Raw genomic sequence first — 24755 nt, forward strand, 5'->3', positions numbered from 1 at the left:
TCTGACCAGTGGACTGGCCTCCCGGCCAGGTGTTTTGGAGGTTGTATGCACGCCGCCCGGACCCACCACCCACCGACCGAGATCGCGATCGACGCCGAAGCGGCCGTCGCCTTCACCCAGGACCTGATCCGGCTGCGTACGGTCAACGCCACCGGCGCCACCGAGGTCGAGCGGCCGGCCGCCGACCTGGTCGCGGCGCTCTTCACCGAGTTCGGCTGGCAGCACGAGGTGGTGGAGGTCGCGCCGGGCCGGCCGAACGTCATCGCCGTCGTCGACGGCAAGGGCGGCGACGGGCCGACCCTGATGTTCGAGGGCCACACGGACGTGGTCACCGAGGGCGACCCGGCGGTGTGGAGCGTCGACCCGTACGGCGCGGAGATCCGCGACGGCAAGCTGTGGGGCCGGGGCGCGGCGGACATGAAGTCCGGCGTGGCGGCCATGATCTACGGCGTGCGGGCGCTCCAGCTGGCCGGACCGTTCCCCGGCCGGATCGTGCTCGGCGTGCTGTGCGACGAGGAAGGCATGATGCTCGGCGCCAAGGCGTTCGCCGCCTCGCCGCTGGCCGCCGAGGTCGACGGCGTCATCGTCTGCGAGCCGGAGGGGTACGAGGTGTGCACCTCGGCCCGCGGCGGCATCCGGCTGCGGCTGGAGCTGACCGGGGTCATGGCGCACGGCGCGATGCCCCAGGAGGGGAAGAACCCGGTCGTCGCCGGGGCCAGGATCGTCGAGGCGCTGGGCCGTGCGCAGACCTGGGCCGAGGTGCGATTCGGCACGCATCTGCACGCCGGACAGGTCACCGTCACCCCGACCGTGCTGCACGGCGGCGACCCCGACCAGCTCAACGTCATCCCGGCGCACGGCCTGGTCGGCGTCGACGTACGGACCATCCCCGGCACGGACCACGCGGAGCTCATCGACCGCATCCGGCACGAGGCCGAGGAGGCCGCCGCGACCGTCGGCGTCTCGGTCGCGCTGACCGTCGTCGACGACCGCCCCGCCATCGAGATCGCCGAGGACCATCCGGTGGTCGCCGGGCTGGTGGCGGCCCACGAGCGGGTGCACGGCGCACCGCCGCCGTTCGGCGCGGTGCCCGGCACCACCGACGGCACGGTCCTGACCCGCGACGCGGGCCTGCCGACCGTCGTCTACGGCCCCGGCGGCAAATGGATCGCGCACCAGAAGGACGAGTACGTGGAGGTGTGCGAGATCGGCGAGTACACCCGGGTGTACGCCGAGGCGGCGCGCCACTTCCTCACCCAGGGGGTGCGCGGCGATGACGTCTGAGGAGGGCACCGCGATGACGCCCGAGGTGCACACCGGCCGCTTCCCCGAGGGGCTGCCGGTCGGGGACGGCTGGGTGCCGGCGCCCCGTACGGAAGCGGTGACGTTCCCGTACGACGGAAGCGAGGTCGCGCAGGCGCCGGTCGGGGACGAGGCGCTGGCCCGGCAGGCGGTGGAGTACGCGGCCGCGCTCCGCAAGGACGTGGCCAAGCTGCCCGCGCGGACCCGGCGCCGGGTGCTCGGCGGCGTGGCGGCGGCGCTCGCCGAGGTCGCGCGCCCCATGGAGGACCTGCTCGTCCTGGAGACCGGCAAGCCGCGGGTGGACTGCCGCACGGAGGTGACGCGCGCGGTCTCCACCTGGGAGGCGGCGGCCGACGAGGTGGTGCACATCCACGGCGAGACGGTGCCGCTGGACCTGCTGCCCTCCGGGGACGGCATGACCGGCTTCTGGACCCGCCGTCCCATCGGCGTCGTCGTCGGCATCGCGGGCTTCAACTACCCGATGCTGCTGGCCTCCCACAAGATCGCGCCCGCGCTCGCGGCCGGCTGCCCCGTGGTGGTCAAGCCCGCGCCGGCCACCCCGCTCGCCACGCTCTGGCTGGTCCACCTGGTCCGCGAGCAGCTGGCCGCGGCCGGTGCGCCCGCCGGCGCGGTGCAGCTGGTCACCGGGGACGTGGCGGTGGGCCGCACGCTGACCATGCACGACGCGGTCGCGGCCGTCTCCTTCACCGGCTCCGCCGCCATCGGCCACCGCATCGCGCGGGACGCCGCGCCCCGCAAGGTCGTCCTCGAACTGGGCTCCAACGCCGCGCTGGTGGTGGCCGCCGACGCCGACCTCGACGCGGCGGCCGACGCCGTGGTCCGCGGCGGCTACTACGCCTCCGGCCAGGCGTGCATCGCCGTGCAGCGGGTGATCGTGGTCGAGGAGGTCGCCGAGGAGCTGGAGAAGCGGATCGCGGAACGGCTCGCGGGGGTCGTGGTCGGCGATCCGCGCGAGGAGACCACCCGGGTCGCCGCGCTCATCGACGAGGCGGCCACCGACCGGGTGCTGGCCTGGATCGAGCAGGCCCGCGCGGCCGGCGCGCGGGTGATCGCCGGCGGTACGCGCGAGGGACGTTGCATCGCCCCGGCGCTGCTGGCCGAGGTACCGGACGGGCTGCCCGCGTGGGACGAGGAGGTCTTCGGCCCGGTCGTCGCGCTGCGCACGGTGCCGGACCTGGACGCGGCGTACGCGCTGGTCAACGACTCGCGGTACGGCCTGCACGCGGCGGTCTTCACCCGCGACCTGGGCGCAGCCTTCACCGCGATCGATGCGCTGGACGTCGGCGGCGTGGTCGTCAACGAGGTGCCGGGCTACCGCAGCGACGTCGCCCCGTACGGCGGCGTCAAGGACTCCGGCATCGGCCGCGAGGGCCCGCGCTTCGCCATCGAGGAACTCACGGTGACCCGGATGGCGGTGATCCGCCCATGACGCTGACGCACCGTCAGCCGACGGGCCCCGCCGGCTCCCCGCCGTCCGCCCCGCATCCCGCACCGTCCGCCCCGCACCCCGGCACCGTCCGCCCCGCACCCCGCACGCGAAGGAGCCCCGCATGACCTACGCGCACCTCTTCCGGCTCGACGGGCGGCACGTCGTGGTCGTCGGCGGCGGCAGCGGGATCGGCCGGGAGGCCGTACGGGCGCTGGTCGCGCACGGGGCCGATGTCACCGTCGCCGACCGGGACCTCAAGGGGGCCGAGGAGACGGTGCGGCTCGCGGGCGAGGAGCAGCCCGCGCCCGGCAGCCGCACCGGCACGGCGACCGCGTACGCACTCGACGTGCTGGACGACGACGCGGTGCGTGCCGCGGCGGCCGCGTGGGGCGCGCCGGACGGCCTGGTCGTCACGGTCGGCGCCAACGTACGCAAGCGGATCGCCGATTACACCCTCGCGGAGTTCGACCGGGTGGTGGCGCTCAACCTCCGGGCGCACTTCGCCCTCGTGCAGGCCGTCGCGCCGGCGATGGCCGAGCGCGGCGGCGGCAGCGTGGTCGGGCTCGCCTCGATGCGTGCCGTGCAGGTCGAGCCGGGCCAGAGCGTGTACGCCGCGTCCAAGGCGGGGCTGGTGCAGTTCCTGCGGACGGCGGCGGCCGAATGGGGGCCGCGCGGGGTGCGGTTCAACGCCGTCGCGCCCGGCGTGGTGCGTACGCCGCTGACCGACCAGATCGCCGCCGACCCCGAGTGGTACGACGCGTACGCGCAGGCGTCCGCGCTGCGCCGGTGGGCCGGCGCCGAGGAGCTGGCCGGCGCCGTCCACTACCTGGTCTCGGACGCCTCCACCTTCGTCACCGGCAGCGTGCTCACCGTGGACGGCGGCTGGACCGCGGTCGACGGCCGGTACGAGCCCTCGGTCTGACCTGCGGTGATCCTGCGGTACCGTCCAGGCGGCCGGTACCGGGCGCGCCGCGGGCCGGACCGTACCCCTCTTCCCCCGAAGGGAGCCCCATGTCGCACGCCCCCGAGGACCGTGGCCGGGAGGGCCCGGCGGAGACCGGGCCGCACCCGCTCGACGGCCTGCCCGAGGTGAGTCGGCGGCGCCCCGCGCTGTGGCTGCTGCTCGTCCCGGCCGTGCTGTACTGCCTGGCGCCGCTGGTCGCCAACCGCGTCGAGCCGCGCGTCCTGGGCCTGCCGTTCCTGCTGTTCTGGATCCTCGCCGCCACGGTGGTCAGCCCCCTCGTCATCTGGGCCGTCACCCGCCTGGACCCCGCGTACCGCACCGACGCCGCCGAACCGCTGCCCGTCGACGGGCCGCACACCACCGGGCCGGCCGGCGGCCCGCCGACCGGCGCCCGCGGGGGCGCGCCCGAAGGACCCGAAGGAGGCGCCGCATGAGCGGTTCGGCGGCAATCGCGACGACCATCTTCGGCCTCGCCATGATCGCGACGATCGTCATCGGCGTGGCGAGCGCACGCGGCCGGGACAAGGGCCTGGCCGAGTGGTCGGTCTCCAGCCGGGGCCTGGGCGTGCTCTTCATCTGGCTGCTGATGGCCGGCGAGACCTACACCAGCTTCTCCTTCCTCGGCACGGCCGGCTGGTCGTACTCCTTCGGCGTGCCCATCCTCTACCTCGTCGCCTACCTCACCGTCGGCTTCGCCGTGGGGTACGTCGTCGGCCCGGCCATCTGGACGTACGCCGGCCGGCACGGCCTGATCTCCATCGCGGACCTGGCCGAACACCGCTTCCGCTCCCGGCCCGTCGGCATCGTCGTCGCCGTGGTCGCCACGGTCTTCCTCGTGCCGTACATCCAGGTCCAGATCCAGGGCATGGGCGTGGTGGTCAACGCGATGACGTACGGCAGCGTGGACCTGAAGGTCGCCGCGGTCATCTCCTTCGTCGTCGCCGAGGTCTTCATCCTGGTCTCCGGGCTGCGCGGCTCGGCCTGGGTCAGCGCGCTCAAGGACGTCCTGGTCATCTTCGCGGTGGTCTTCCTCGCGGTGTACGTGCCGCTGCACTACCTCGACGGCCTCGGCGACTTCATGCACCGCATGGTCGCCGAGAAGCCCCAGTGGCTGACCTTCCCCGGGCACGAGTCCGGCGGCAAGGGCGGCACGTGGTTCATCACGACGACGCTGCTCAACGCCGTGACCATCACCATCTTCCCGACCACCGTGGCCGGCTACCTCAGCGCGAAGAGCCCCAACGCGCTGCGCCGAAACGCCGTCCTGCTGCCCTGGTACCAGCTGCTGCTCTTCGTCCCGATGATGATCGGGGCCACCGCGCTGTTCGTCATGCCGGCCCTCGGCAATCCGGACCTGGCACTGTTCAGCCTGGTCACCGACTCGCTGCCGGCCCCCGTCGTGGCGCTCGTCGGCGTCGCGGGCGCGCTCTCCGCCATCGTCCCGATGAGCGTGTTCATGCTGGCCATCGGCACGCTGTGGGGCCGCACCCTGCTCGGCGGCGGCAACGGCGCCGATCCACGCAGCCGCCGTACCGGCCGGGCGCCCGCCGACGACGTCCGCACCAAGCGCCTCTCGCAGCTGGTCTGCCTGATCGCCGGGCTGATCGCGCTGGGCGGCGCCCTCTTCTACCCCAACACCCTGGTCCAGCTGTCGGTCCTGTCGTACGAGGGCCTGGCGCAGCTGGTGCCCGTGGTGCTGCTCGCGCTGTTCTGGCGGCGGATGACGAAGGCCGGCGCGCTGGCGGGGATGTTCGCCGGGCTCGCGGTCGTGGTGGCGCTCTGGGCCACCGGCAACGATCCGCTGTACGGCGTCAACGGCGGCATCGTCGCGCTCGCCGTCAACCTCGTCGTCACCGCAGCGGTCACCCTCGCCGGACCCGCGGAACACCCGCGCGTGCCACCGGCGACGGCCGGCACCACCCCGGCCCCGGCCACTCCGAAGGAGGCTCCGTGATTGACGAAACCACCCCGGTGCTGTACCGCGCCGCCCACATCGTCAGCCAGCGCACGGCCGGCACCGGCGGCCCGGACGGCGCCCCGGAGCCCGAGGGCTTCGCCGTCGCCGACGGCCGGATACGCGCCACCGGACCGATCGCCGCGCTGCGGGACCGCTTCCCCGACGCCCCCGAGGTCGACTTCGGCGACGCCACGGTGATCCCCGGCCTCAACGACGCGCACATCCACCTCGCGATGGCCGCCACCGACCTGCTCCACCTGGACCTGTCGGCCGCCGCGGTGGCCACGGCCGACGCGCTGCTGGCCGCCGTCACCGCCGAGGCGGCCCGCACGCCGGCGGGGGAGTGGGTGCGCGGCAGCCGGTACGACGACGTCAAGACCGGCCGGATCACCCGCCGGGAGCTGGACCACGCGGCCCCCGGCAACCCGGTGCTCGTCGTGCACGTCGCCGGGCACTGGGGCGTCGCCAACTCCGCCGCGCTGCGCGCCCTCGGCATCGACGAGGACACCCCGGCACCGGACGGCGGCGACTTCGGCCGCGACGCGGACGGCCGCCTCGACGGCCGGCTGATCGAACGCGCCCTGATGAACGTCGTCTACCCGGCCACCGCACGCGGCGACTCACCGATCGCGCCCAGCTCGCCCGAGGACCGGCTGCGCGGCCTGCTGCGCGCCCAGGAGCTGTGGCACGCGGCCGGGCTCACCTCGATCTGCGACGCACTGATCGCCCCGGACGACATCGTGCTGCTGCGCACCGCCCGTGGCCAGGGCCGGCTGACGCTCCGTACGGGCATGCTGCTGTCCATCGACCACTACGCCAAGGCACGGGTGCTCGGCGTCGGCAGCGGCTTCGGCGACGACCTGCTGCGGTTCGTCGGCGTCAAGGCGTTCCTGGACGGCGCGATCGGCGGCCGGACCTGCCTGCTGGCCGAGCCGTACGCGGATCCCGAGTGCGGCGGGCACGGCATCCAGACCACCTCCACCGAGGAACTGACCGCGCAGGTCCGCCAGGTGCACGCGGACGGCAACCGGATCGGCGTGCACGCCAACGGTGACGCCGCGATCCGCCTCGTCCTGGACGCCTTCGAGGCGGCACAGCGCGAGCTGCCGCGCCCCGGACTGCGCCACCGCATCGAGCACTGCACGCTCATCGACGACGCGATCCTCGCCCGGATGAAGGCGCTGGACGCCATCGCCGTACCGTTCGCCGGGTACGCCGGCTACCACGGCGCGGCGCTGAACACCTGGTACGGCCCGGAGCGCACGGAGCGGATGTTCGCGCACCGCTCCTTCCTCGACGCGGGCGTCACCGTCGCCGGCTCCTCCGACTACCCCTGCGGTCCCTACGAACCGCTGCTCGGCCTGCAGTCGATGGTCACCCGCGAGGGCATCGAGGACGGCGCGAAGGTCGGCCCGTCCCAGCGCGTCACCGCCGCCGAGGCGCTGCGGATCTTCACCCTCGGCTCGGCCGAGGCGGAGGGCACGGCACACCACAAGGGCCGGATCGCCGCCGGCCACCTCGCCGACTTCACCGTCCTCGGCGAGAACCCGCTGACCGCCGACCCGCACGGCATCGCCGCCATCCCGGTACGCGCGACCTATGCGGGCGGACGGTGCGTGCACGAGGAGGCCACCCGATGACAGGGGCCGATACCGCCACCACCTTCGAGGTGCCGGGCCTGACCGCGCCCGTGGAGATCCTGGTCGACCGCTGGGGCGTCCCGCACCTGTACGCCGCCTCGCGCGAGGACCTCTTCCTCGCGCAGGGGTTCAACGCGGCCCGCGACCGGCTCTTCCAGATCGACCTGTGGCGGCGGCGCGGACTCGGCCTGCTGGCCGAGGTGTTCGGGCCCGAGTACGCCGAACACGACCGCGCGGCCCGGCTGTTCCTCTACCGCGGCGACATGGCGGCCGAGTGGGAGTCGTACGGCCCGGACACCGAACGGGTCACCACCGCCTTCGTGCACGGCATCAACGCCTTCGTCACGCTCTGCCGCGAGCAACGCCAGTACCTCCCGCCGGAGTTCCAGCTGCTGGATTACGCACCGGCGTACTGGGAGCCCGCCGACGTCGCCCGCATCCGCAGCCACGGACTCCACTACAACCTGCACGACGAGGTCGCACGGGCGCTGACGCTCAGGGACTTCGGACCCGAGGTGGAGGAGCTGCGCAAGGCCCGCGAGCCCGCCCACGCGCTGCGCGTGCCCGAGGGACTGGACCTCTCCGTCCTCCCCGACGACGTGCTGCGCGTGTACCGGATGGCGACCACCCCGCCGTGGGCGCCGAAGGCCCCGCGTCAGGGCATCGACGGCAGCAACAACTGGGTGCTCGCCCCGTCCCGCACCGCCACCGGCCGCCCGCTGCTGGCCAACGACCCGCACCGGGCCGTGACCCTGCCAGCGCTGCGCTACCTCGCCCACCTCTCGGCGCCGGGACTCGACGTCATCGGCGCGGGCGAGCCGGCCCTGCCCGGCGTCTCCATCGGCCACAACGGCCATCTGGCCTTCGGCCTCACGATCTTCCCCATCGACCAGGAGGACCTGTACGTCTACCGCACCGACCCGGCCGACCCCAAGCGGTACGCGTACGGGGACGGCTGGGAGGCGATGACCAAGGTCACCGAGACCATTCCGGTGCGTGGCAGCGAGCCCGTCACCACCGACCTGTGGTTCACCCGGCACGGTCCCGTCATCGACGAACGCCCGGACCGCGCCGCGGCGTTCGCCGTACGCGCCGCCTGGCTGGAGCCCGGCATGGCCCCGTACCTGGGCAGCATGGACTACATGGGCGCGACCGGTCCCGATGCCTTCGTGGCCGCCATGGAGCGGTGGGGCGCGCCCGGTGAGAACCAGGTGTACGCGGCGCCGGACGGCACGGTCGGCTGGCGCCCCGCCGGGCGGGTCCCGGTCCGCCGCGGCTGGGACGGCACGCTGCCGGTGCCGGGCGACGGCCGCTACGAATGGGACGGCCACCACCCGGTCGGCTCGCTGCCGTCCGTACGGAACCCCGAGGACGGCTGGTTCGCCACGGCCAACCAGCTCAACCTCCCCGGCGACTACCCGAACGCCGAACGCACCGTCACCTACGACTGGTACGCGCCCTACCGCCACCAGCGCATCGCCGAGGCGCTGGCGGCACGCGCCGACTGGACCGTGCCGGACTGCGTGGCGCTGCAGAACGACTACGTGAGCCTGCCGGCGCGCCGCATCCAGCCGCTGCTGGCCGGGCTGACCAGCGACGACGACCGGGTCGCCGAGGGCCTCAAGCTGCTGCGGGACTGGGACGCCACGCTCGGCGCGGACTCGGCCGCTGCCGCGCTCTTCGAGATCTGGTACCGCCGCCACCTCCGCCCCGAGGTGCTGAGGCGCGCCCTCGCCCCACTGCTGCCCGCCGACCGGGTGCCCGAGGCGCTGGCCCGGGTGCTGCCCGCCGAGGACGCCACCGCCGACGCGCGGGTGGACCTCTCGCTGCTGCTGGAGCCGGGGAACCGGCTCGGCCCGGACCCCGAGGAGGCGGTCAGCGCGGCGATCCTCGGCAGCCTGGGCCCCGCGTGGGACGAGACGGCCGCACTGCTCGGACCCGACCCCGGTACGTGGCGTTGGGGCGCGCTCCACCAGGCGCATCTCCACCACCCGCTCGCCAAGCTGCTGGGCGAGAAGGCGGGGGACTGGTCCTCGGTGGGGCCCGCACCGCGTGGCGGCAGCGGGGACACGGTCTCGGCGACCGCGTACGGGCCCGGCTTCCGGCAGTCCGGCGGCGCGAGCTTCCGGCTGGTCGTGGACGTGGGCGCGTGGGACGACTCGGTGGCGATGAGCACGCCGGGCCAGTCGGGCGACCCGGGCAGCCCGCACTACCGGGACCTGTTCGACACCTGGGCGGCGGACGGATCGTTCCCGCTGCTGTACTCGCGCGAGCGGGTGGAGGAGCACACCACGCAGCGGATCACGCTCGTACCGGGCACGTGAGCGCGCGGCCTACTCGGCCGCCGCGTCCGGCAGTTCGCCCGCGAGGTCCTGGACGAGCCCGACCAGGGCCCGCACGGCCGGGTCCGGGTCGCCGTCGCGCCAGGCCAGCCCGAGCGGCACGGCGGGCGCGTCGGCGACCGGCAGCAGGGTGACGCCCGGCACGCCCAGGTGGCGCGCGGAGACGGGGACGAGCCCGACGCCGGCGCCGGCGGCCACGAGCGAGAGGATCGTATGCGTGTCGGGTGCCTCCTGGGCCACCTCCAGCGTCAGCCCGCGCTCCGCGAAGGTGATGCGCAGCAGCTTGCGCACCACCGAACCGCGCCCCGACGGATATCCCACGAGCGGCACCCCGTCCAGGTCCGCCAGGCGCAGCACGTCCCGCGCGGCGAGCGGATGGCCCGCGGGCACCGCGGCGGCCAGCGGATGCCGCAGCAGCTCGACGACGCGCAGACCGGCGTCCGGCAGCGGCAGCCGGACCAGCCCGGCGTCCAGCTCGCCCAGCCGCAGCCGCCCGGCCAGCTCGCCCGCGAAGAACGGGCCGGCCACCTCCAGCCGTACGTGCGGCCGCTTCACCCTGAACTCCCGTGTGATGGCGGCCAGTTCACGGTAGGAAGTGGGTCCGCTGAAACCGAGGCGTACGGTGCCGCTCTCGCCGGCCGCCGCGCGGTGCGCCGCCTCCTTGGCCGCGTCCAGCGAGCCCAGCGCGTCGCGGACGCCGGCCAGGAACGCCGCGCCCGCCGCGGTGAGTTCGACGCTGCGGGTGGTGCGGCGCAGCAGGGCCGTGCCCACCTCCCGCTCCAGCCGCTTGATCTGCTGGGAGAGCGGCGGCTGCGAGATGTGCAGCCGCTCGGCGGCCCGGGTGAAGCTCAGCTCCTCGGCGACGGCGACGAACGCGTGCAGGTGACGCAGCTCCATGGCGGCGACATTAGGTCGCGGCGGCGAATAAATCGATGGTCCGTTCAGTGTTAGTTGTATCACCCATCTTGCTGGTACGTTCGCCGACGCAGGACCTGCTCAGCAACGGCTCACGGCACCACGAGAAGTACGGCACCACGAGGTTCACGGCACCACGAGGTTCACGGCACCACCCCACCCGCACCGGAAAGGGGCACACATGGACGCCGACGTCTTCCGGGACATCCTGCGCACCGTACGGGACTTCGTCCGCAACGAGGTCGTGCCGCGCGAGGACGAGATCGAACGCACCGACCACGTGCCGGACGAGCTGCGCCGCGCCGCCGCCGGCATGGGACTCTTCGGCTGGTCGCTGCCGGAGGAGTACGGCGGCCTCGGCCTGGACATGCGCCAGGACGTCCGGCTCGCCTTCGAACTGGGCTGGACCACACCGGCCTTCCGCTCCCTGATGGGCACCAACAACGGCATCGCGGGCAAGGCCCTGGTCAACTCCGGCACCGAGGAGCAGCAGAAGCGCTGGCTGCCCGCGCTCGCATCCGGCGCCGCCATCGCCTCCTTCGCGCTCACCGAGGACGGTGCCGGGTCCGACCCCAGCGGCCTGCGCACCAAGGCCGTACGGGACGGCACGGGAGGCTGGGTGCTCACCGGTGCCAAGCGCTTCATCACCAACGCCGACGTGGCCGACCTCCTCGTCGTCTTCGCCCGCACCGACCCCGGCGCAGCGCCGAACAAGGGCATCTCCGCCTTCCTGGTGGAGACCGGCACGCCCGGCGTCCGCATCGGCCCGCCCGACGACACGATGGGCCAGCGCGGCGCGCACACCGCCGAGGTCTCCTTCGACGACGTACGGCTGCCCGGCCGGGCCCTGCTCGGCGAGCGCGAGAACGCCGGCTTCGGCGCCGCGATGGCCTCCCTCACCCGCGGCCGGCTGCACATCGCCGCGCTCTGCGTCGGACTCGCCTCGCGCGCGCTGGACGAGGCCGTACGGTACGCCGGAACGGCCCACCAGGGCGGCGCCCCGATCAGCCGCTTCCAGCTCGTCCAGGAGCTGCTCGCCGACTCCTACGCCGAACTGCACGCAGGGCGCGCGATGGTGCTGGCCGCCGCCGAGGGCTTCGACGCGGGCACCGACACCCGCCTCGGCCCTTCCAGCGCCAAGCTGTTCTGCAGCGAGATGGTCTGCCGGGTCGCCGACCGGGCCGTACAGGTGCACGGCGGGACCGGCTACATGCGCGGCACCACCGCCGAACGGCTCTACCGCGACGCCCGGCTCTTCCGCATCTACGAGGGCACCAGCGAGATCCAGAAGCTCATCATCGGCAAGCAGCTGCTGCGGGAGGCGACCGTATGACCGCCGACGGGCCGGTGCCCGACGTGGCGCCCCACCCGGCGCCCCGCGGCGAACGCGCGCCGCTCGACGCGCTGCTGCACCCGCGTTCCATCGCGGTGCTCGGCGCCTCCGACAACCCGCTCAAGCTCTCGGGCCGCCCCGTCGACCTGCTCAAGCGGTACGGCTTCACGGGCCGCGTACTGCCGGTCAACTCCCGCCGGGACACCGTCCAGGGCCTCAAGGCGTACCCCGCGCTCGACGCCATCGACGGCGACATCGACCTGGCCATGATCATGCTGGACGCCACGCAGGCCGCCGGCGCGCTGCGGGACTGCGCCCGGCGCGGCATCCCCGCCGCCATCGTCGGCGCCGCGGGCTTCGCCGAGACCGGCGAGAGCGGCGCGGCCCTCCAGCGCGAACTGGCGGCCGCCGTCCGGGAGACCGGCATCCGCGTCCTCGGCCCCAACTGCCTCGGCCTGATGAGCCTGCGCGACCGTGCCCTGCCCACCTTCACCTCGGCGCTCGACGGCGACCGGGAACTCCTCGCGGGGCCCGTCGCGTTCCTCAGCCAGAGCGGTGCGTTCGGGACGTTCATCTTCAGCACCGCCCAGCAGGACGGCATCGGCTTCTCGCACTACGTCAACACCGGCAACGAGCTGGACATCTCCGTCGCCGAGCTGCTCGACGTGCTCGCGGGGACGGACGAGGCCCAGGTCCTGCTGGCGTATCTGGAGGGCGTCCCGGACGGGCGGCTGCTGCTGCGGGCCGCGCGCCGCGCGCACGCGGCCGGGAAGCCGCTGGTCGCGGTGAAGGTCGGCCGCTCCGAGGCCGGCGCGCGGGCCGCCCACTCCCACACCGCCTCGCTCGCGGGCGAGGACCGGGTCTTCGACGGCGCCGCCCGGCAGTACGGCATCGTCCGCGTCGCCGGGATGGAACCCCTGCTGGACGCCGCCCAGGTGTTCGCCGCCGGGCGCCGCACGAAGGGCCGCCGCCTCACCACACTCTCGCTCTCCGGCGGCGCGGGCGTCCTGATGGCCGACGAGGCCGGCGCGCACGGTATCGAGGTCGCGCCCTGGGAGCCGGAGTGGCAGCGGGAAATGGCCGCCGCCATCCCGCCGTTCGGCTCGCCCCGCAACCCCGTCGACCTCACCGCCGCGCTCGTCAGCGACCCGGACATCCTGCGCAGGGGCCTCGCGGTCGCCCTCCGGCACCCCGGCACGGACATGATCGCCGTACTCCTCGGCAACGCCGACGCGCACGCCGACCGGCTGACGGCCACCCTCGACGAGGCGTACCGGGCCACCGACCGGCCGCTGGCCGTCGTCTGGACCGGTGGCGACGGCCGGGCCCGGCGCCGCCTCCGGGAGCGGGGCATTCCCTGCTACACCGACCCCGGACGGGCCGCCGCCGCGCTCGGCCGGCTCGCCGACTTCAGCCTCCGCCCGCCGCTGCCCACCCGGGTGCGCCCGTCGGGGATCGACACCGCCGCGGCCCGCGAGGTGATCGCTCACGCCCGGCAGCAGGGCCGCACCCGGCTGGACGAGGCCGAGTCGGCACGGCTGGTCGCGGCGTACGGGCTGCGCTGCGCGGAGTCCGTGGCGGTGGCGGACGCCGAGGAGGCGGTCGCGGCGGCCGCCCGGCTCGGCGGCGGCCCGGTCGCCGTCAAGCTGCTCTCCGCCGACGTCGCCCACAAGAGCGAACTGGGCGGTGTGCGGCTCGGCGTGACCGGCGCGGACGCCGTGCGCGCCGCCGCGCAGGACGTCCTGCGCGCCGCCGGACGCGCCGGGATCACCGGCGCCCGGCTCCTCGTCCAGCGGATGGCCGCCGTGGACGGCGCGGTGGAACTGATCCTCGGCATCAAGCACGACCCGGCGTTCGGGCCCGTCGTCATCGCGGGCTTCGGCGGCGTCCTGGTCGACGTGCTCGACGACAGCCGGGTTGCCGTCGCGCCCGTCGACCCGCCGGGTGCCCGCAGACTCCTCCGCACGCTGCGCGCCGCGCCGGTCCTGGACGGGGTGCGCGGGGCCGCGCCGCGCGACCTCGACGCCGCGGCGGACGCGGTGCACCGCCTCTCCTGGCTCGCCGAGGACCTCGCGGACGAACTGGCCGAACTGGACGTGAACCCGCTGCTGCTCGGGCCGGCGGGCGAGGGCGCGACGGCGGTCGACTGCCTCGCGGTACTCACCCCCGAGGGCGCCGAGAACCCCGACGGCCCCGACGGCCCCGACGGCACTGCCGTACCGGCCGACGGACCGTACGCACCGACCGCAGGGCCGTCCGCCTCAGCCGACGGACTAGCCGTCTCACCCGACGGACCGCCCGCACCGATCCCAGAGCCGTCCGCCTCCCCGGACGGACCGTCCGCACCCACCGACGATCAGGACCCCGCATGAGTGAGCCGACCGCCGCCGCGCCCGCGCGTGCCTACCGCGCGGGCCTCGACCGCGGCGAACTCCGCTACCAGCGCTGCGACGCCTGCCTGCGGACCGTCTTCCCGCCCCGCGTGCTCTGCCCGGAGTGCGGCGCGCAGGAGCTGTCCTGGGAGCGCAGCGCGGGCCGCGGCACCGTCTACGCGGCCACCGTCGTCCGCGCCCGGGACGGCGCGCGCGGCGTCGTCCTGGTCGACCTGGACGAGGGCTTCCGGATGATGTCGCGGGTGGACGGCACCGACCCCGCCGACGTGCCGATCGGCACCACCGTACGGTTCACCACCGCCGACGAGGGCGGCGAACCGGTGGCCGTCTTCGTGAAGGAGGCGCGGTGAGCGGCGCGACGAAGAGCCTGCGCGGCACGGCCGCCGTCGTCGGCGTCGCCGAGTCGGACCTCGGCGAGGTCGCGCCCGGCCTCACCCCGCTGGACCTCGCGGGCCAGGCGGCGGCCCGCGCCCTGGCCGGAGCGGGAATCGCCAAGTCCGAGGTGGACGGCCTCTTCACGGCCTCCTCGTACCTGCCGATGGCCGCGATGGACACCGCCGAGTACCTGGGCATCCGGCCGCGCCACCTCGACGGCACCAACATCGGCGGCAGCTCCTTCGTCTCGCACCTGCTGCACGCCGCCACCGCCATCGAGCAGGGTCAGTGCACCACCGTACTGATCGTCTACGGCTCCACGCAGCGCTCCGACGGCGGCCGGCTGGTCTCGCCGTCCCGGCCCGACCCGTACGAGGCGCCGTACGGGCCGCGCTACCCGATCACCATGTACGCGCTGGCGGCGGCGCGCCACATGCACGAGTACGGCACCACCCGCGAGCAGCTGGCCGACGTGGCGGTGGCGGCCCGCGAGTGGGCCGGGCTCAACCCGGCTGCGTTCGCGCGCAAGCCGCTGACCAGGGAGGACGTGCTCGGCTCCCGGATGATCAGCGATCCGCTGACCGTACGGGACTGCTGCCTGGTCACCGACGGCGGCGGCGCGCTGGTCGTCACCTCCGCCGAGCGGGCCCGCGACCTCGCGGCGACGCCCGCCTACCTGCTGGGCGCGGGGGAGGCGACCTGGCACCGGTCCATATCGCGGATGCCCGATCTCACCGTGACGGCGGCGACCGACTCCGGGCGGCGGGCCTTCGCCGCGGCCGGGCTGACCCCCGCCGACATCGACGTCGTGGAGCTGTACGACGCGTTCACCATCAACCCGGTCCTCTTCCTGGAGGACCTGGGCTTCTGCGCCAAGGGCGAGGGCGGCGCGTTCGTCGCCGACGGCGGGATCGCGCCCGGCGGGCGGCTGCCGGTCAACACCAACGGCGGCGGCCTCTCCTACGGCCACCCCGGCATGTACGGGATCTTCACCGTGATCGAGGCGGTCCGGCAGCTGCGCGGCGACTGCGGCGAGCGTCAGGTGCCGGGGGCCGTGACCGCGCTCGCGCACGGCAACGGCGGGGTGCTCTCCAGCCAGGTCACCGCGATCCTCGGCACGGAAGCCGCGCTCTGAGGCGGCGGAACACCGGGAGCCGACGACGCGACAGGGATAGAATGGGGGTGCCTTCCGAGCCTTCCCGCCGCGGACCTTCCGCCGGGGAGGCTTTTTTTCATGCCGTCCTCCGCCCCGCTCACGAAGGAGATCCATGCCAGACGCATGCGCACGCCCCGCCACCGCCGCGGGCACCTGGAGACTCGGTGACCTGACCGTCAACCGCATCGGATTCGGCGCGATGCGGCTGACGGGCGACGTGCCCTTCGGCCCGGCGGTACCGAGCGACCGCGAGCGGTCCATCGGCGTGCTCCGGCGCGCGGTCGAGCTCGGCGTCAACCACATCGACACCGCCGCGTTCTACTTCTCCTCCCTGCGCTCCGCCAACGAGCTGATCAACCGGGCACTGGCGCCGTACCCGGCGGACCTGGTCATCACCACCAAGGTCTGGCCCGGCCGGGAGCCCTCGGGCACGTGGTGGTGGGCCACGCCGGAGCAACTGCGCGGCCAAGTGGAGGAGAACCTCCGCCAGCTCGGCCGCGACCACCTGGACGTCGTCAACCTGCGCATCCCGCCGAGCCGCAGAACGGGCTCGATCGCCGCGCACTTCGGGGCGCTGGCCGAGCTGCGCGAGGCCGGGCTCATACGCCATCTCGGCATCTCGAACGCCACGCCCGAGCACCTGGCCGAGGCGCGGGCCATCGCGCCGGTCGTCTGCGTGCAGAATCCCTACGGCATCGGTGCGCCGGACGCGGAGCAGGACTTCCTGCGGGTCTGTGGCGAACTGGGCGTCGCCTACGTGCCGTTCTTCGCGATCGCCGGCGCCGGGCGCGAGGCGGGGGCGAGTCCCGAGGACAGCGAAGCGGTGCGCGCCGTCGCCCGCGCGCACGGGGCGTCGGCCGCACAGGTGCGCCTGGCGTGGACGCTGCGGCAGGGGCCGCACGTGCTGGCCATCCCGGGTACCGGCGACCCGGGCCATCTCGCGGAGAACGTCGCCGCCGGGGCGCTGCGGCTCACGGACGAGGACGTGGCCCGCCTCCGCCGTGCTCACTCGGCGAACAGCGCGTCCAGGTAGACCCAGGCACCCTCGTGCCGCACGAAGCGGCTGTGCTCGTGCAGCGCGTCCGTCACGCCGCCGTGCCGGAACCGGGCCCGGAACTCGACCGTGCCGGTGGTGTGGAACGCGCTGCCCTCGGACGTGCCCAGGATCTCCAGCCCCAGCCAGCGCTGCCCCGCGTCGAGGCCGAGGCGGGGCGGCCGGGTGTCCGGGTGCCAGGTCCGCAGCAGGTAGGGCTCGTCCCGTACGACGAAGGCGCTGTAGCGGGAGCGCATCAGCCGCTCGCAGGTGGGCGCGGCGGCCGTCCCGGCGTGGAACCGCCCGCAGCACTCCCCGTACGTGGCGGGCAGGCCGCACGGACAGGGCGAGGAGGCGGTGACGGCAGGGGCTGCGGCCTGCTTCGGGCGCGGGGTGCGACGGGACATGCGCCCATTCTGCCCGTCCGTCGGGCGGACGAAATGTCTCGCCATCCGAGACAGCTTTACGTGTGGCTTACACCCGGTATTACCGTGGACGGCATGTTCGGACCCGCCAGTGTGCTCACGCTCGCGCTCTTCGCGGCGACGCCGTGGGACGTCGACGACGCGCTCTGTAGCCGCTGACGCCCCCTCCAGGTCCTGCTTTCTCCTTCTCCGGTACGCCCCCGTACCGCATCGCCTCCCACGGAGACACCACGTGACGACCGCTCCCCCCGCCGGGGCGGCCGGGGCGCCGACCCGTACCGGCACCCTGCTCACCCCGGCCCCCACCCGCACGCCCGCGCCCGCGGCCGAGCCGGCGCCGCCCGTCCGCCGGACGCCCCTGGTGGTCGCCGGCCTGATCGGGGCCGGGCTCACCGCCTACGTGTGGACCGCCAACGGCGCCAAGCCCGGCATCCTGCTGCTCGTCGGCATCGCCCTGGGCTTCGCGCTCTTCCACTCCCGCTTCGGCTTCACCTCGGCCTGGCGGCAGCTGATCGCCGTCGGCAACGGCACCGGGCTGCGCGCCCACGCCCTGCTGCTCGGCACCACCGCCACGCTCTTCGCGCTGCTCATCGGCACCGGCACCGGCCTGTTCGGTTCGGTACCGGCGCCCAGCGCGGGCCCGCTGGGCGTCGCCCTGCTGGTCGGCGCCTTCCTCTTCGCCGTCGGCATGCAGCTCGGCGGCGCCTGCGCCTCCGGCACCCTCTTCGCCGTCGGCTCGGGCCAGAGCACCATCGTGCTCACCCTGGGCGGCTTCATCGCCGGCTCGACGGTGGCGGCCTGGCAGTACGACCTCTGGCGCGACCTGCCCGCATTTGACCCGGTGCTCTTCTCCGACCACCTCGGCTGGGCCGGCTCCTGGGCCGTGACCATGGTGCTGCTCGCCGTGGTCGTGCTGGTCTCCCGGCGCGTCCAGGCCCGCCGCAACCCGCCGCCGGTCGGCACCCCGCCGTCCGCGCGCACCACCCTGGCCCGTGCCTTCCGCGGCTCCTGGACGCTGTGGACCGGCGCCCTCGTCCTCGCCGTCCTCGGCGCGGCCGTGCTGCTGGTCTCCGGCGGCGCCTGGGGCATCACCAGCGCCTTCGCGCTGTGGGGCTCGAAGCTGGTGGGCCTGCTCGGCGGCTCCCCTGAGCACTGGGCGTTCTGGCAGGACCCGAAGAACGCGGCCTCGTACGCGGGCCCCGTGCTCGCCGACAAGACCAGCCTGACCGACCTCGGCATCATGGTCGGCGCCGCGGTGGCCGCGGCGGCGGGCGGCGTCTGGAAGCTGCACCGCGGCATTCCGGCGCGCACCGCGCTCGCGGCCGTGCTCGGCGGCGTCCTGATGGGCATCGGCGCCCGGATGGCCGGCGGCTGCAACATCGGCGCGTACCTCGCCGGCATCGCCTCCGGCAGCCTGCACGGCTGGATCTGGGGCGCGGCGGCGCTGGTCGGCACCTGGGCGGGCCTCCGTCTGCGCCCGGCCTTCGGCCTCGGCAACCCCAAGCCGGGGGACGGCGTCTGCTGAGCGCCTGACACGCACACGAGCGGCGGCCGCCGGGAGGAATCCCGGCGGCCGCCGTCGTCACGGAGAGTGAGTGCGCCTCACAGCTCCTGGATGCGGATATTGCGGTACGAGATGACGTCGCTCGTACTGTGGACCTGGAGCCCCACATAGCCGGAGGCGTAGCGCCGGCCGTCGGTGCCCGGGTCGTCGTCCCGCGGCGGGTTGAAGACCTGCCCGCCGGTGTTGTCGAACTCGTTGATCAGCTTGCCGTTGCGGTAGACCGAGTAGTGCTGGTCGACCACCCGGATCTCGTAGTCGTTCCAGGTGCCCTTGGGCGTGACGCCCGCACCGCCGAGGCCGACCCGGTCGAAGCCGTAGATCGAGCCCGTCTTGTACATGTCGCCGTCCGGACGGTCCAGGATCTGGACCTCGTGTCCGTACTTGATGGCGACCCACTCGGGCCGGGACTCCTCCGGGTGGTCATGGACGTCGGGGAAGCGGACGAAGACCCCGCCGTTGGCGTTGCCGGTGCCCGGTGCGTCGTCCCGGAACTGCAGCTTCAGCGAGAAGTCGTCGAAGCGCCGCTCGGGGAACCACAGCATGCCCATGCCGTCGACCTTCGTACTGCTGGTCATCGCGCCGTCACCGGTGAGCGAGAACGCGCCGCCGCCCACGTGCTCCCACTTGTCGAAGGTCGCCGGCGTCCCGTCGAAGAGGGTGCGGTAGCCGGTGTGGTGCCCCGGCTTGCCGATGCCGGACTGGCGCGCCGCCTGCTTGATCGCCCGGGCCTCGCGCTTGTCGATCACACCCTCCTTCAGGAGTTTGTCCGTCACCTCGGTCACGTGCTTGAGGAAGAGCGCCTGCGAGGACCAGTCCTTCTCGTCCTCGATCAGCTCGTTGATGGTGCAGCGGTTGCCGGTGACCCGGTTGGGCACGCCGGTGTCGACCGTGCCGACGATGACGGTCAGCCGCTCGTCGTGCTCGGGGCAGGGCGGTGCGGGTACCCCGCCGCCCGCCGCGACCGTGAAGCCGACCGTACGGGCCGGCGAGGTGTTGCCCGCCTTGTCGGTCGCCCGGTGCGCGAGCGAGTGGTAGCCGGTGCGGTCCACGACGACGGGCGCTTCGTACGCCAGGTACGGGCCGCCGTCGAGGGAGTACTCCACCTTGTCCACGCCGCTGTCGTCGTCGGTGGCGGTAATGGTCACCTTGGCGCTGCCGACGTACGCGCCGTCGGAGTTCTTCTGCCCCTCGACCTTGGCCGCGGTGTCCGGGGGAGTGGTGTCCGAGGCCGGCGGCGCCACGACCGTGAAGGTCACCGACTTCTCCGCCGCCGCGTTGCCCGCCTTGTCGGCGGCGCGGTAGCGGACCGTGTGATCGCCCGTCTCGTGCACCATGACCGGCGCGGTGTACGGCTGCCAGGCGCCGTCCCCGAGCGCGTACTCGATGGTGTTGACCCCCGACCCGGTGTCGGAGGCGGTGACGGTCACCGTGGCCATGCCCACGTAGGCGCCGTCCGCGTTCTTCTCGCCGGACACCGTCGCCGAGGTCTCCGGCGGGGTGGTGTCGTTCGTGTCCGGCGCGACGACCGTGAAGTCGACGGACTTCTCGGCCGCGACGTTGCCCGCCTTGTCGGCCGCGCGGTAGCGGATCTTGTGGGCGCCGACCTGGTCGACCACGAGCGGCGCGGTGTACGGCTGGAAGCCGCCGTCGCCCACCGCGTACTCGATCCGGTCCACGCCCGACCCGGCGTCCGTCGCCGAGAGGGTCACCGTGGCGCTGCCGACGTACGCGCCGTCGGCGTTCTTCTGGCCCTCGACCTTCGCCGCGGTCTCCGGCGCCGTGGTGTCGTCGCTGCCGCCGTCGGTGACGACCAGGACGCCCTGCATCTGCTCGTGGCCGGGGATGGTGCAGTGGTAGCGGTACTTGCCGGGGGTGAGCGTGACCTCGGCGGTGTGCTTGCCGCCCGAGGAGTCACCGGGGTTCGCCATGATGTTCAGGCTGACGTCCTGGTTGTACTCCGGGTCGGAGGTCACGAAGGTCAGCGTGTGCGGCATGCCCATCGTGTTGCCGGTGGCCTCGCTGTTCTCGAAGACGATGGTCGCCTTCCCGGCCACGGCCGTGGTGGGTGCCGACGCGTACTTGGTGATGTCGTCGCCCGCCGTCCAGGTCAGCACCTGCTGCTCCGCGACGGGTGCCGGCTGTCCGTAGGCAGCCGTTGCGCCCACGCCGAGCAGCAGGAAGAGGACGGACAGCAGAGCGGTCAGCCGCCGGTTCATCGGGCCGCCTTCCGGGCCAGGTCCGCGGGGAGCGGAGTCGCCGGGCCGCCGTGGTAGGTGATGTGCCACAGCGCGGACTTGCCGTCGTGCGTGAAGAAGCCGCGGCCGTAGTCCAGGACGTAGAGCGAGCCGTCGGGCGCGAACGTCCAGCCCATCAGGTTGCGGATGCCGTCGGCGCCCACCGGGACGATCTTGTCGAGGGTCTCGGCGTGCACGGGCAGTCCGCCCGAGCCGGCCGTCTTCGGGTCCATCACGACCGCGTTCCGCGGCTGCTCACCGTCGTAGAAGTCACCGACGAACCACTTGCCGTCCCAGTACGCCGGCCAGGCGTCCTTGCCCGCCGTCTTGGCGTCGTAGCGGTAGACCGGACCGTCCATCGCGGCCTGGCCGCCGCCCTTGAGCCACGGCAGGAGGAACTTCTGCTCGGACTTCTTGTAGCTCGGCACGCCGTCGGCGTTCCGCGGATAGTCCGGGCCGCCGCCCGCGGGGGAGTACCAGATGTTGTTGGCCTCGGCGGGCGGGATGTTGACCAGCCCGTCGTTGTTCGGCGACTCGTTCTTCAGGTGGTCGCAGTCGTACCAGCCCAGTGGCTTGGACGGGTCGGGCAGGTTGCGGTCGCGGTAGGGCTGCTTGTTGCCCATGCAGAACGGCCAGCCGCGGTTGGAGGCATGGGTGATCGCGGCGAACGTGTCGTACTTCGCCGGGCCCCAGGTCTCGCTCGGGTCGGTCGCGTCCGGGCCGACCCAGCCCGCGTAGAGGGTGTCGGTCTTCTTGTCGACGGAGATGCGGGAGGGGTTGCGCACGCCCATGACGTAGATCTCGCCGCGGGTCTTGCCGCCGCCCTCGTCGGTCTCCTTGCCGGTGAAGAGGTTGCCCTCGGGAATCGTGTACGTGCCGTCGTCCTCGGGGTGGATCCGCAGGATCTTCCCGTTGAGGTTGTTGGTGTTGCCGGCGGTGCGGCGGGCGTCGGCGAACGACACGCCCTTGAAGTTCGGCTCCGGGTTGTTGCCCGAGTAACCGTCGCTGAACTGGCTGGAGTTGTTGTCACCGGTGGCGATGTAGAGGTTGTCCTTGGAGTCCCACGCCATGCCGCCGCCCGCGTGGCAGCAGCTGTGGATCTGCACCGGCCACTTCAGCAGCACCTTCTCCGAGGAGAGGTCCAGCTTGCTGGTCTCGGGGTCCAGATGGAAGCGGGAGACGCGGCGCTCGGCCATGTGCGTCTCGCGGTTGATCTGCGAGTGCGGCGTGTAGTGCAGGTACACCCAGCCGTTGGTGAGGAAGTCGGGGTCCAGCTCGATGCCGAGCAGCCCCTCCTCGTTCTTCACCAGCTCGTCGCCGCCGCCCTTGTTGCCGAAGACGGTCAGCTCGCCCGCGAGGGTGACCTTCTTGGTCTCCGGGTCGTAGACGTGGACGGTGCCCTTGCCCTTGCCGATGTCGGGGTTGTTCCAGTCGGTGATCACGGGCGCGTCCGAGCCCTCGCCGCCGCGGCCGATGTAGAACACCCGGCCGTCCTTCGCGGTCACCACGCCGTGCGGCTCGCCGATCTGGTCGTGCTGCCCGGGCTGGTTGGGCCGGGTGACCCGCTCGGCCTTGTAGTTCGAGGCGATGGTGGCCCGGCAGTCGGCACGGGCCAGCCGGGTCGTCCACAGCAGCGCGCCGCGCAGGTGGGCGCGGAAGTCGCTCTCCTGGAAGGCGGCGGTGGTGCCGCCCATGCCGGTGTAGAAGGACCTGCCGCCGTCGTAGTCGCGGCACCAGGAGATGGGGTGGTCGGCGCCGTTCGCGCCGGTACCGGGCCGGAAGGTGGTCTCCCGTACGCGGGCCACGGTGTGCACCGAACCGCTCGGGTTCTCCGCCCAGTTGAGCCACCGGTCGGGGCGCTTCCACTCCAGCGGCAGGCTCTTGGTGGCGGGGTTCTCGCGGTCGCCGACCTCGACGGTGGCGCGCTGCACGTTGTCCGACCCGCCCGTGGGCCGCGCGCCGATCAGTCCGGTGAACCACTCGGAGTACGGCTCGGCGCGGGCCGCGTCGTGGATGCCGACGAAGCCGCCGCCGGCCTCCATGTAGCTCTCCAGCCCGGCTTCCTGCTCGGGGTCGAGCACATCGCCGCCGCCGGTCAGGAAGACCACGGCGTTGTACCGGCCGAGCCGGGACTTGGTGAAGACCGACGGGTCGGCGGTGGTGTCGATGGTGAAGTGCTCGGCGGCCGGTCCCTGCCGGCCGATCTTCTCGATCGCCTCGATGCCGGCGTTCACCGTCGGCGGCTCCTCGCCGGCCGAGCCGTGGAACACCAGGACGCGGACGTTGGCGCTGCCCGGCGGTGACGGCAGCGCGAGCTTGGGCACGGACGGTTCCGGTGGCGCCCCGGCCAGTGCGGGAGTACCGCCCAGCAGGGCCGCCGCGACGGCCAGGGCCGACAGTCCGGCCGTCCGTCTCCACCGTCTGGTGGTGGAGGTTTTTCGACGTGGTGCGCGACGCATGGTTCACCCACCCCTCTGAGGACACAGCTGTGAGAACACAGCGACCAGCCGACGAAGCTAGACCTCTTTCGGCGGTCCGCCAATAGCTATGACCGCAAGACAACAAACTTTGTCCTGACCGTGGATAAACGAAGATCACGGCGCTACCGTTCCGGACGGCTCACTGCCGAGAGCGCTTTCTGCGAGGGGAGCACGATGACCGAGACAGCCGGACATCCCACCGTGCGGGGCACGTTCAGCCGACGGCTGTTCGCGGGCGGAGCCGCCGCGGCGGCGCTCGGCTCGCTCGGCCTCGCGCCCGCGGCGTCCGCCGCACCGTCCCAGGGCACCGTCCGCAGGGCCGGCGCGGGCGGCGAGGTCAAGCACATGAAGCTCGTCATGGAGAAGCTGCCCGACGGCAGCCTCGGCTACGGCCCGGAGAAGGGCAAGGCCACCGTCCCGGGGCCGCTGATCGAGCTGATCGAGGGCGACACCCTGCACATCGAGGTCACCAACACCCTCGACGTCGCGGCCAGCCTCCACGTGCACGGCCTGGACTACGACATCGCCAGCGACGGCACGAAGATGAACCGCAGCCACATCGAGCCCGGCGGCACCCGCACCTACACCTGGCGCACCCACAAGCCCGGCAGACGCAAGGACGGCACCTGGCGCCCCGGCAGCGCGGGCTACTGGCACTACCACGACCACGCCGTCGGCACCGAACACGGCACCGGAGGCATCCGCAAGGGCCTCTACGGTCCGGTCGTGGTCCGCCGCGAGGGCGACATCCTGCCCGACCCGGACCGCCAGTTCACCATCGTCTTCAACGACATGACGATCAACAACCTGCCGAAGGGGCCCGACTTCAAGGCCACCGTCGGCGACCGCGTCGAGATCATCATGATCACGCACGGCGAGTACTACCACACCTTCCACGTGCACGGACACCGCTGGGCCGACAACCGCACCGGCCTGCTGGAAGGCCCCGACGACCCCAGCCGGATCATCGACAACAAGATCACCGGACCCGCCGACTCCTTCGGCTTCCAGTTCCTGGCCGGCGAGGGCGTGGGCGCCGGCGCATGGATGTACCACTGCCACGTCCAGAGCCACTCCGACATGGGCATGGCCGGCATGCTGCTGATCGCCAAGCCCGACGGCACGATTCCCGGACACGACGGCCACCACTGACGGGACTTCCGGCACGCCCTGACCGGAGTACGCGCCCCGG

Annotated in this window: 18 protein-coding genes; 14 read left to right on the plus strand and 4 right to left on the minus strand. The window is 73.4% G+C overall.

Annotated features, from left to right (window positions below; all coding sequences use genetic code 11):
* Positions 1 to 45: 45 nt before the first annotated feature.
* The 7 genes from C3486_RS04675 to C3486_RS04705 all read left to right on the plus strand — a co-directional run bounded on the left by C3486_RS04675 (position 46) and on the right by C3486_RS04705 (position 9637).
* Positions 46 to 1284 carry a M20 family metallopeptidase gene (locus C3486_RS04675; RefSeq protein WP_103831261.1) on the plus strand — a complete coding sequence of 413 codons (1239 nt, stop codon included), beginning with the start codon at positions 46 to 48 and terminating at the stop codon, positions 1282 to 1284.
* The gene (locus C3486_RS04680) at positions 1274 to 2752 is read left to right on the plus strand and encodes an aldehyde dehydrogenase family protein (RefSeq protein ID WP_258052594.1); all 1479 of its coding nucleotides are present in this window, start codon (positions 1274 to 1276) and stop codon (positions 2750 to 2752) included. The genes C3486_RS04675 and C3486_RS04680 overlap by 11 nt, the downstream gene beginning before the upstream one ends.
* Positions 2753 to 2873: 121 nt before the next feature.
* Entirely contained in the window at positions 2874 to 3674 is an 801-nt protein-coding gene (locus tag C3486_RS04685; RefSeq protein ID WP_103831263.1) for an SDR family NAD(P)-dependent oxidoreductase, read from the plus strand.
* An 89-nt stretch (positions 3675 to 3763) separates the two neighbouring features.
* Positions 3764 to 4150 carry a DUF3311 domain-containing protein gene (locus tag C3486_RS04690; protein WP_103831264.1) on the plus strand — a complete coding sequence of 129 codons (387 nt, stop codon included), beginning with the start codon at positions 3764 to 3766 and terminating at the stop codon, positions 4148 to 4150.
* Positions 4147 to 5670: a sodium:solute symporter gene (locus tag C3486_RS04695; protein ID WP_103831265.1), complete on the plus strand. Its 1524-nt coding sequence runs from the start codon at positions 4147 to 4149 to the stop codon at positions 5668 to 5670. The genes C3486_RS04690 and C3486_RS04695 overlap by 4 nt, the downstream gene beginning before the upstream one ends.
* Entirely contained in the window at positions 5667 to 7313 is a 1647-nt protein-coding gene (locus C3486_RS04700) for an amidohydrolase (protein ID WP_103831266.1), read from the plus strand. The genes C3486_RS04695 and C3486_RS04700 overlap by 4 nt, the downstream gene beginning before the upstream one ends.
* Positions 7310 to 9637 carry a penicillin acylase family protein gene (locus C3486_RS04705; RefSeq protein ID WP_103831267.1) on the plus strand — a complete coding sequence of 776 codons (2328 nt, stop codon included), beginning with the start codon at positions 7310 to 7312 and terminating at the stop codon, positions 9635 to 9637. The genes C3486_RS04700 and C3486_RS04705 overlap by 4 nt, the downstream gene beginning before the upstream one ends.
* Positions 9638 to 9646: 9 nt before the next feature.
* On the opposite strand, the gene C3486_RS04710 is transcribed toward C3486_RS04705, so the two are convergent.
* The gene (locus tag C3486_RS04710) at positions 9647 to 10552 is read right to left on the minus strand and encodes a LysR family transcriptional regulator (protein WP_103831268.1); all 906 of its coding nucleotides are present in this window, start codon (positions 10550 to 10552) and stop codon (positions 9647 to 9649) included.
* A 199-nt stretch (positions 10553 to 10751) separates the two neighbouring features.
* Between C3486_RS04710 and C3486_RS04715 the strand changes: the two genes are divergently transcribed.
* The 5 genes from C3486_RS04715 (at position 10752) to C3486_RS04735 (ending at position 16860) form a co-directional block, all read left to right on the plus strand.
* The gene (locus C3486_RS04715; protein ID WP_103831269.1) at positions 10752 to 11903 is read left to right on the plus strand and encodes an acyl-CoA dehydrogenase family protein; all 1152 of its coding nucleotides are present in this window, start codon (positions 10752 to 10754) and stop codon (positions 11901 to 11903) included.
* Positions 11900 to 14275, plus strand: coding sequence for an acetate--CoA ligase family protein (locus tag C3486_RS04720; RefSeq protein ID WP_103831270.1), 2376 nt, complete (start codon positions 11900 to 11902; stop codon positions 14273 to 14275). Before C3486_RS04715 ends, C3486_RS04720 begins: the two co-directional genes overlap by 4 nt.
* Positions 14272 to 14646, plus strand: a complete 375-nt coding sequence (locus C3486_RS04725; protein WP_103831271.1) for a Zn-ribbon domain-containing OB-fold protein — start codon at positions 14272 to 14274, stop codon at positions 14644 to 14646. The genes C3486_RS04720 and C3486_RS04725 overlap by 4 nt, the downstream gene beginning before the upstream one ends.
* Positions 14643 to 15806, plus strand: coding sequence for a thiolase (locus C3486_RS04730; RefSeq protein ID WP_103831272.1), 1164 nt, complete (start codon positions 14643 to 14645; stop codon positions 15804 to 15806). The genes C3486_RS04725 and C3486_RS04730 overlap by 4 nt, the downstream gene beginning before the upstream one ends.
* 133 nt (positions 15807 to 15939) lie before the next feature.
* On the plus strand, positions 15940 to 16860 hold the full coding sequence (locus C3486_RS04735; protein WP_103831273.1) for an aldo/keto reductase: 921 nt from the start codon (positions 15940 to 15942) through the stop codon (positions 16858 to 16860).
* On the opposite strand, the gene C3486_RS04740 is transcribed toward C3486_RS04735, so the two are convergent.
* A complete protein-coding gene (locus tag C3486_RS04740; RefSeq protein ID WP_103831274.1) occupies positions 16833 to 17267 on the minus strand; it encodes a YchJ family protein in 435 nt (144 codons plus the stop codon). The genes C3486_RS04735 and C3486_RS04740 overlap by 28 nt on opposite strands.
* Before the next feature lie 250 nt (positions 17268 to 17517).
* On the opposite strand from C3486_RS04740, the gene C3486_RS04745 reads away from it, so the two are divergent.
* Positions 17518 to 18810 carry a YeeE/YedE family protein gene (locus tag C3486_RS04745; RefSeq protein WP_103831275.1) on the plus strand — a complete coding sequence of 431 codons (1293 nt, stop codon included), beginning with the start codon at positions 17518 to 17520 and terminating at the stop codon, positions 18808 to 18810.
* A 77-nt stretch (positions 18811 to 18887) separates the two neighbouring features.
* On the opposite strand, the gene C3486_RS04750 is transcribed toward C3486_RS04745, so the two are convergent.
* Together C3486_RS04750 and C3486_RS04755 are read right to left on the minus strand one after the other, a co-directional pair.
* Entirely contained in the window at positions 18888 to 21065 is a 2178-nt protein-coding gene (locus C3486_RS04750; protein ID WP_103831276.1) for an OmpL47-type beta-barrel domain-containing protein, read from the minus strand.
* Positions 21062 to 23542 (minus strand): ThuA domain-containing protein, encoded by a 2481-nt coding sequence (locus C3486_RS04755; RefSeq protein WP_181138440.1) that lies wholly within the window; start codon positions 23540 to 23542, stop codon positions 21062 to 21064. The genes C3486_RS04750 and C3486_RS04755 overlap by 4 nt, the downstream gene beginning before the upstream one ends.
* A gap of 195 nt (positions 23543 to 23737) precedes the next feature.
* Between C3486_RS04755 and C3486_RS04760 the strand changes: the two genes are divergently transcribed.
* The gene (locus tag C3486_RS04760) at positions 23738 to 24715 is read left to right on the plus strand and encodes a multicopper oxidase domain-containing protein (protein WP_103831277.1); all 978 of its coding nucleotides are present in this window, start codon (positions 23738 to 23740) and stop codon (positions 24713 to 24715) included.
* Positions 24716 to 24755: the final 40 nt, after the last annotated feature.

Source organism: Streptomyces sp. Ru73 (assembly GCF_002920575.1).
Taxonomy (GTDB): Bacteria; Actinomycetota; Actinomycetes; order Streptomycetales; family Streptomycetaceae; genus Streptomyces.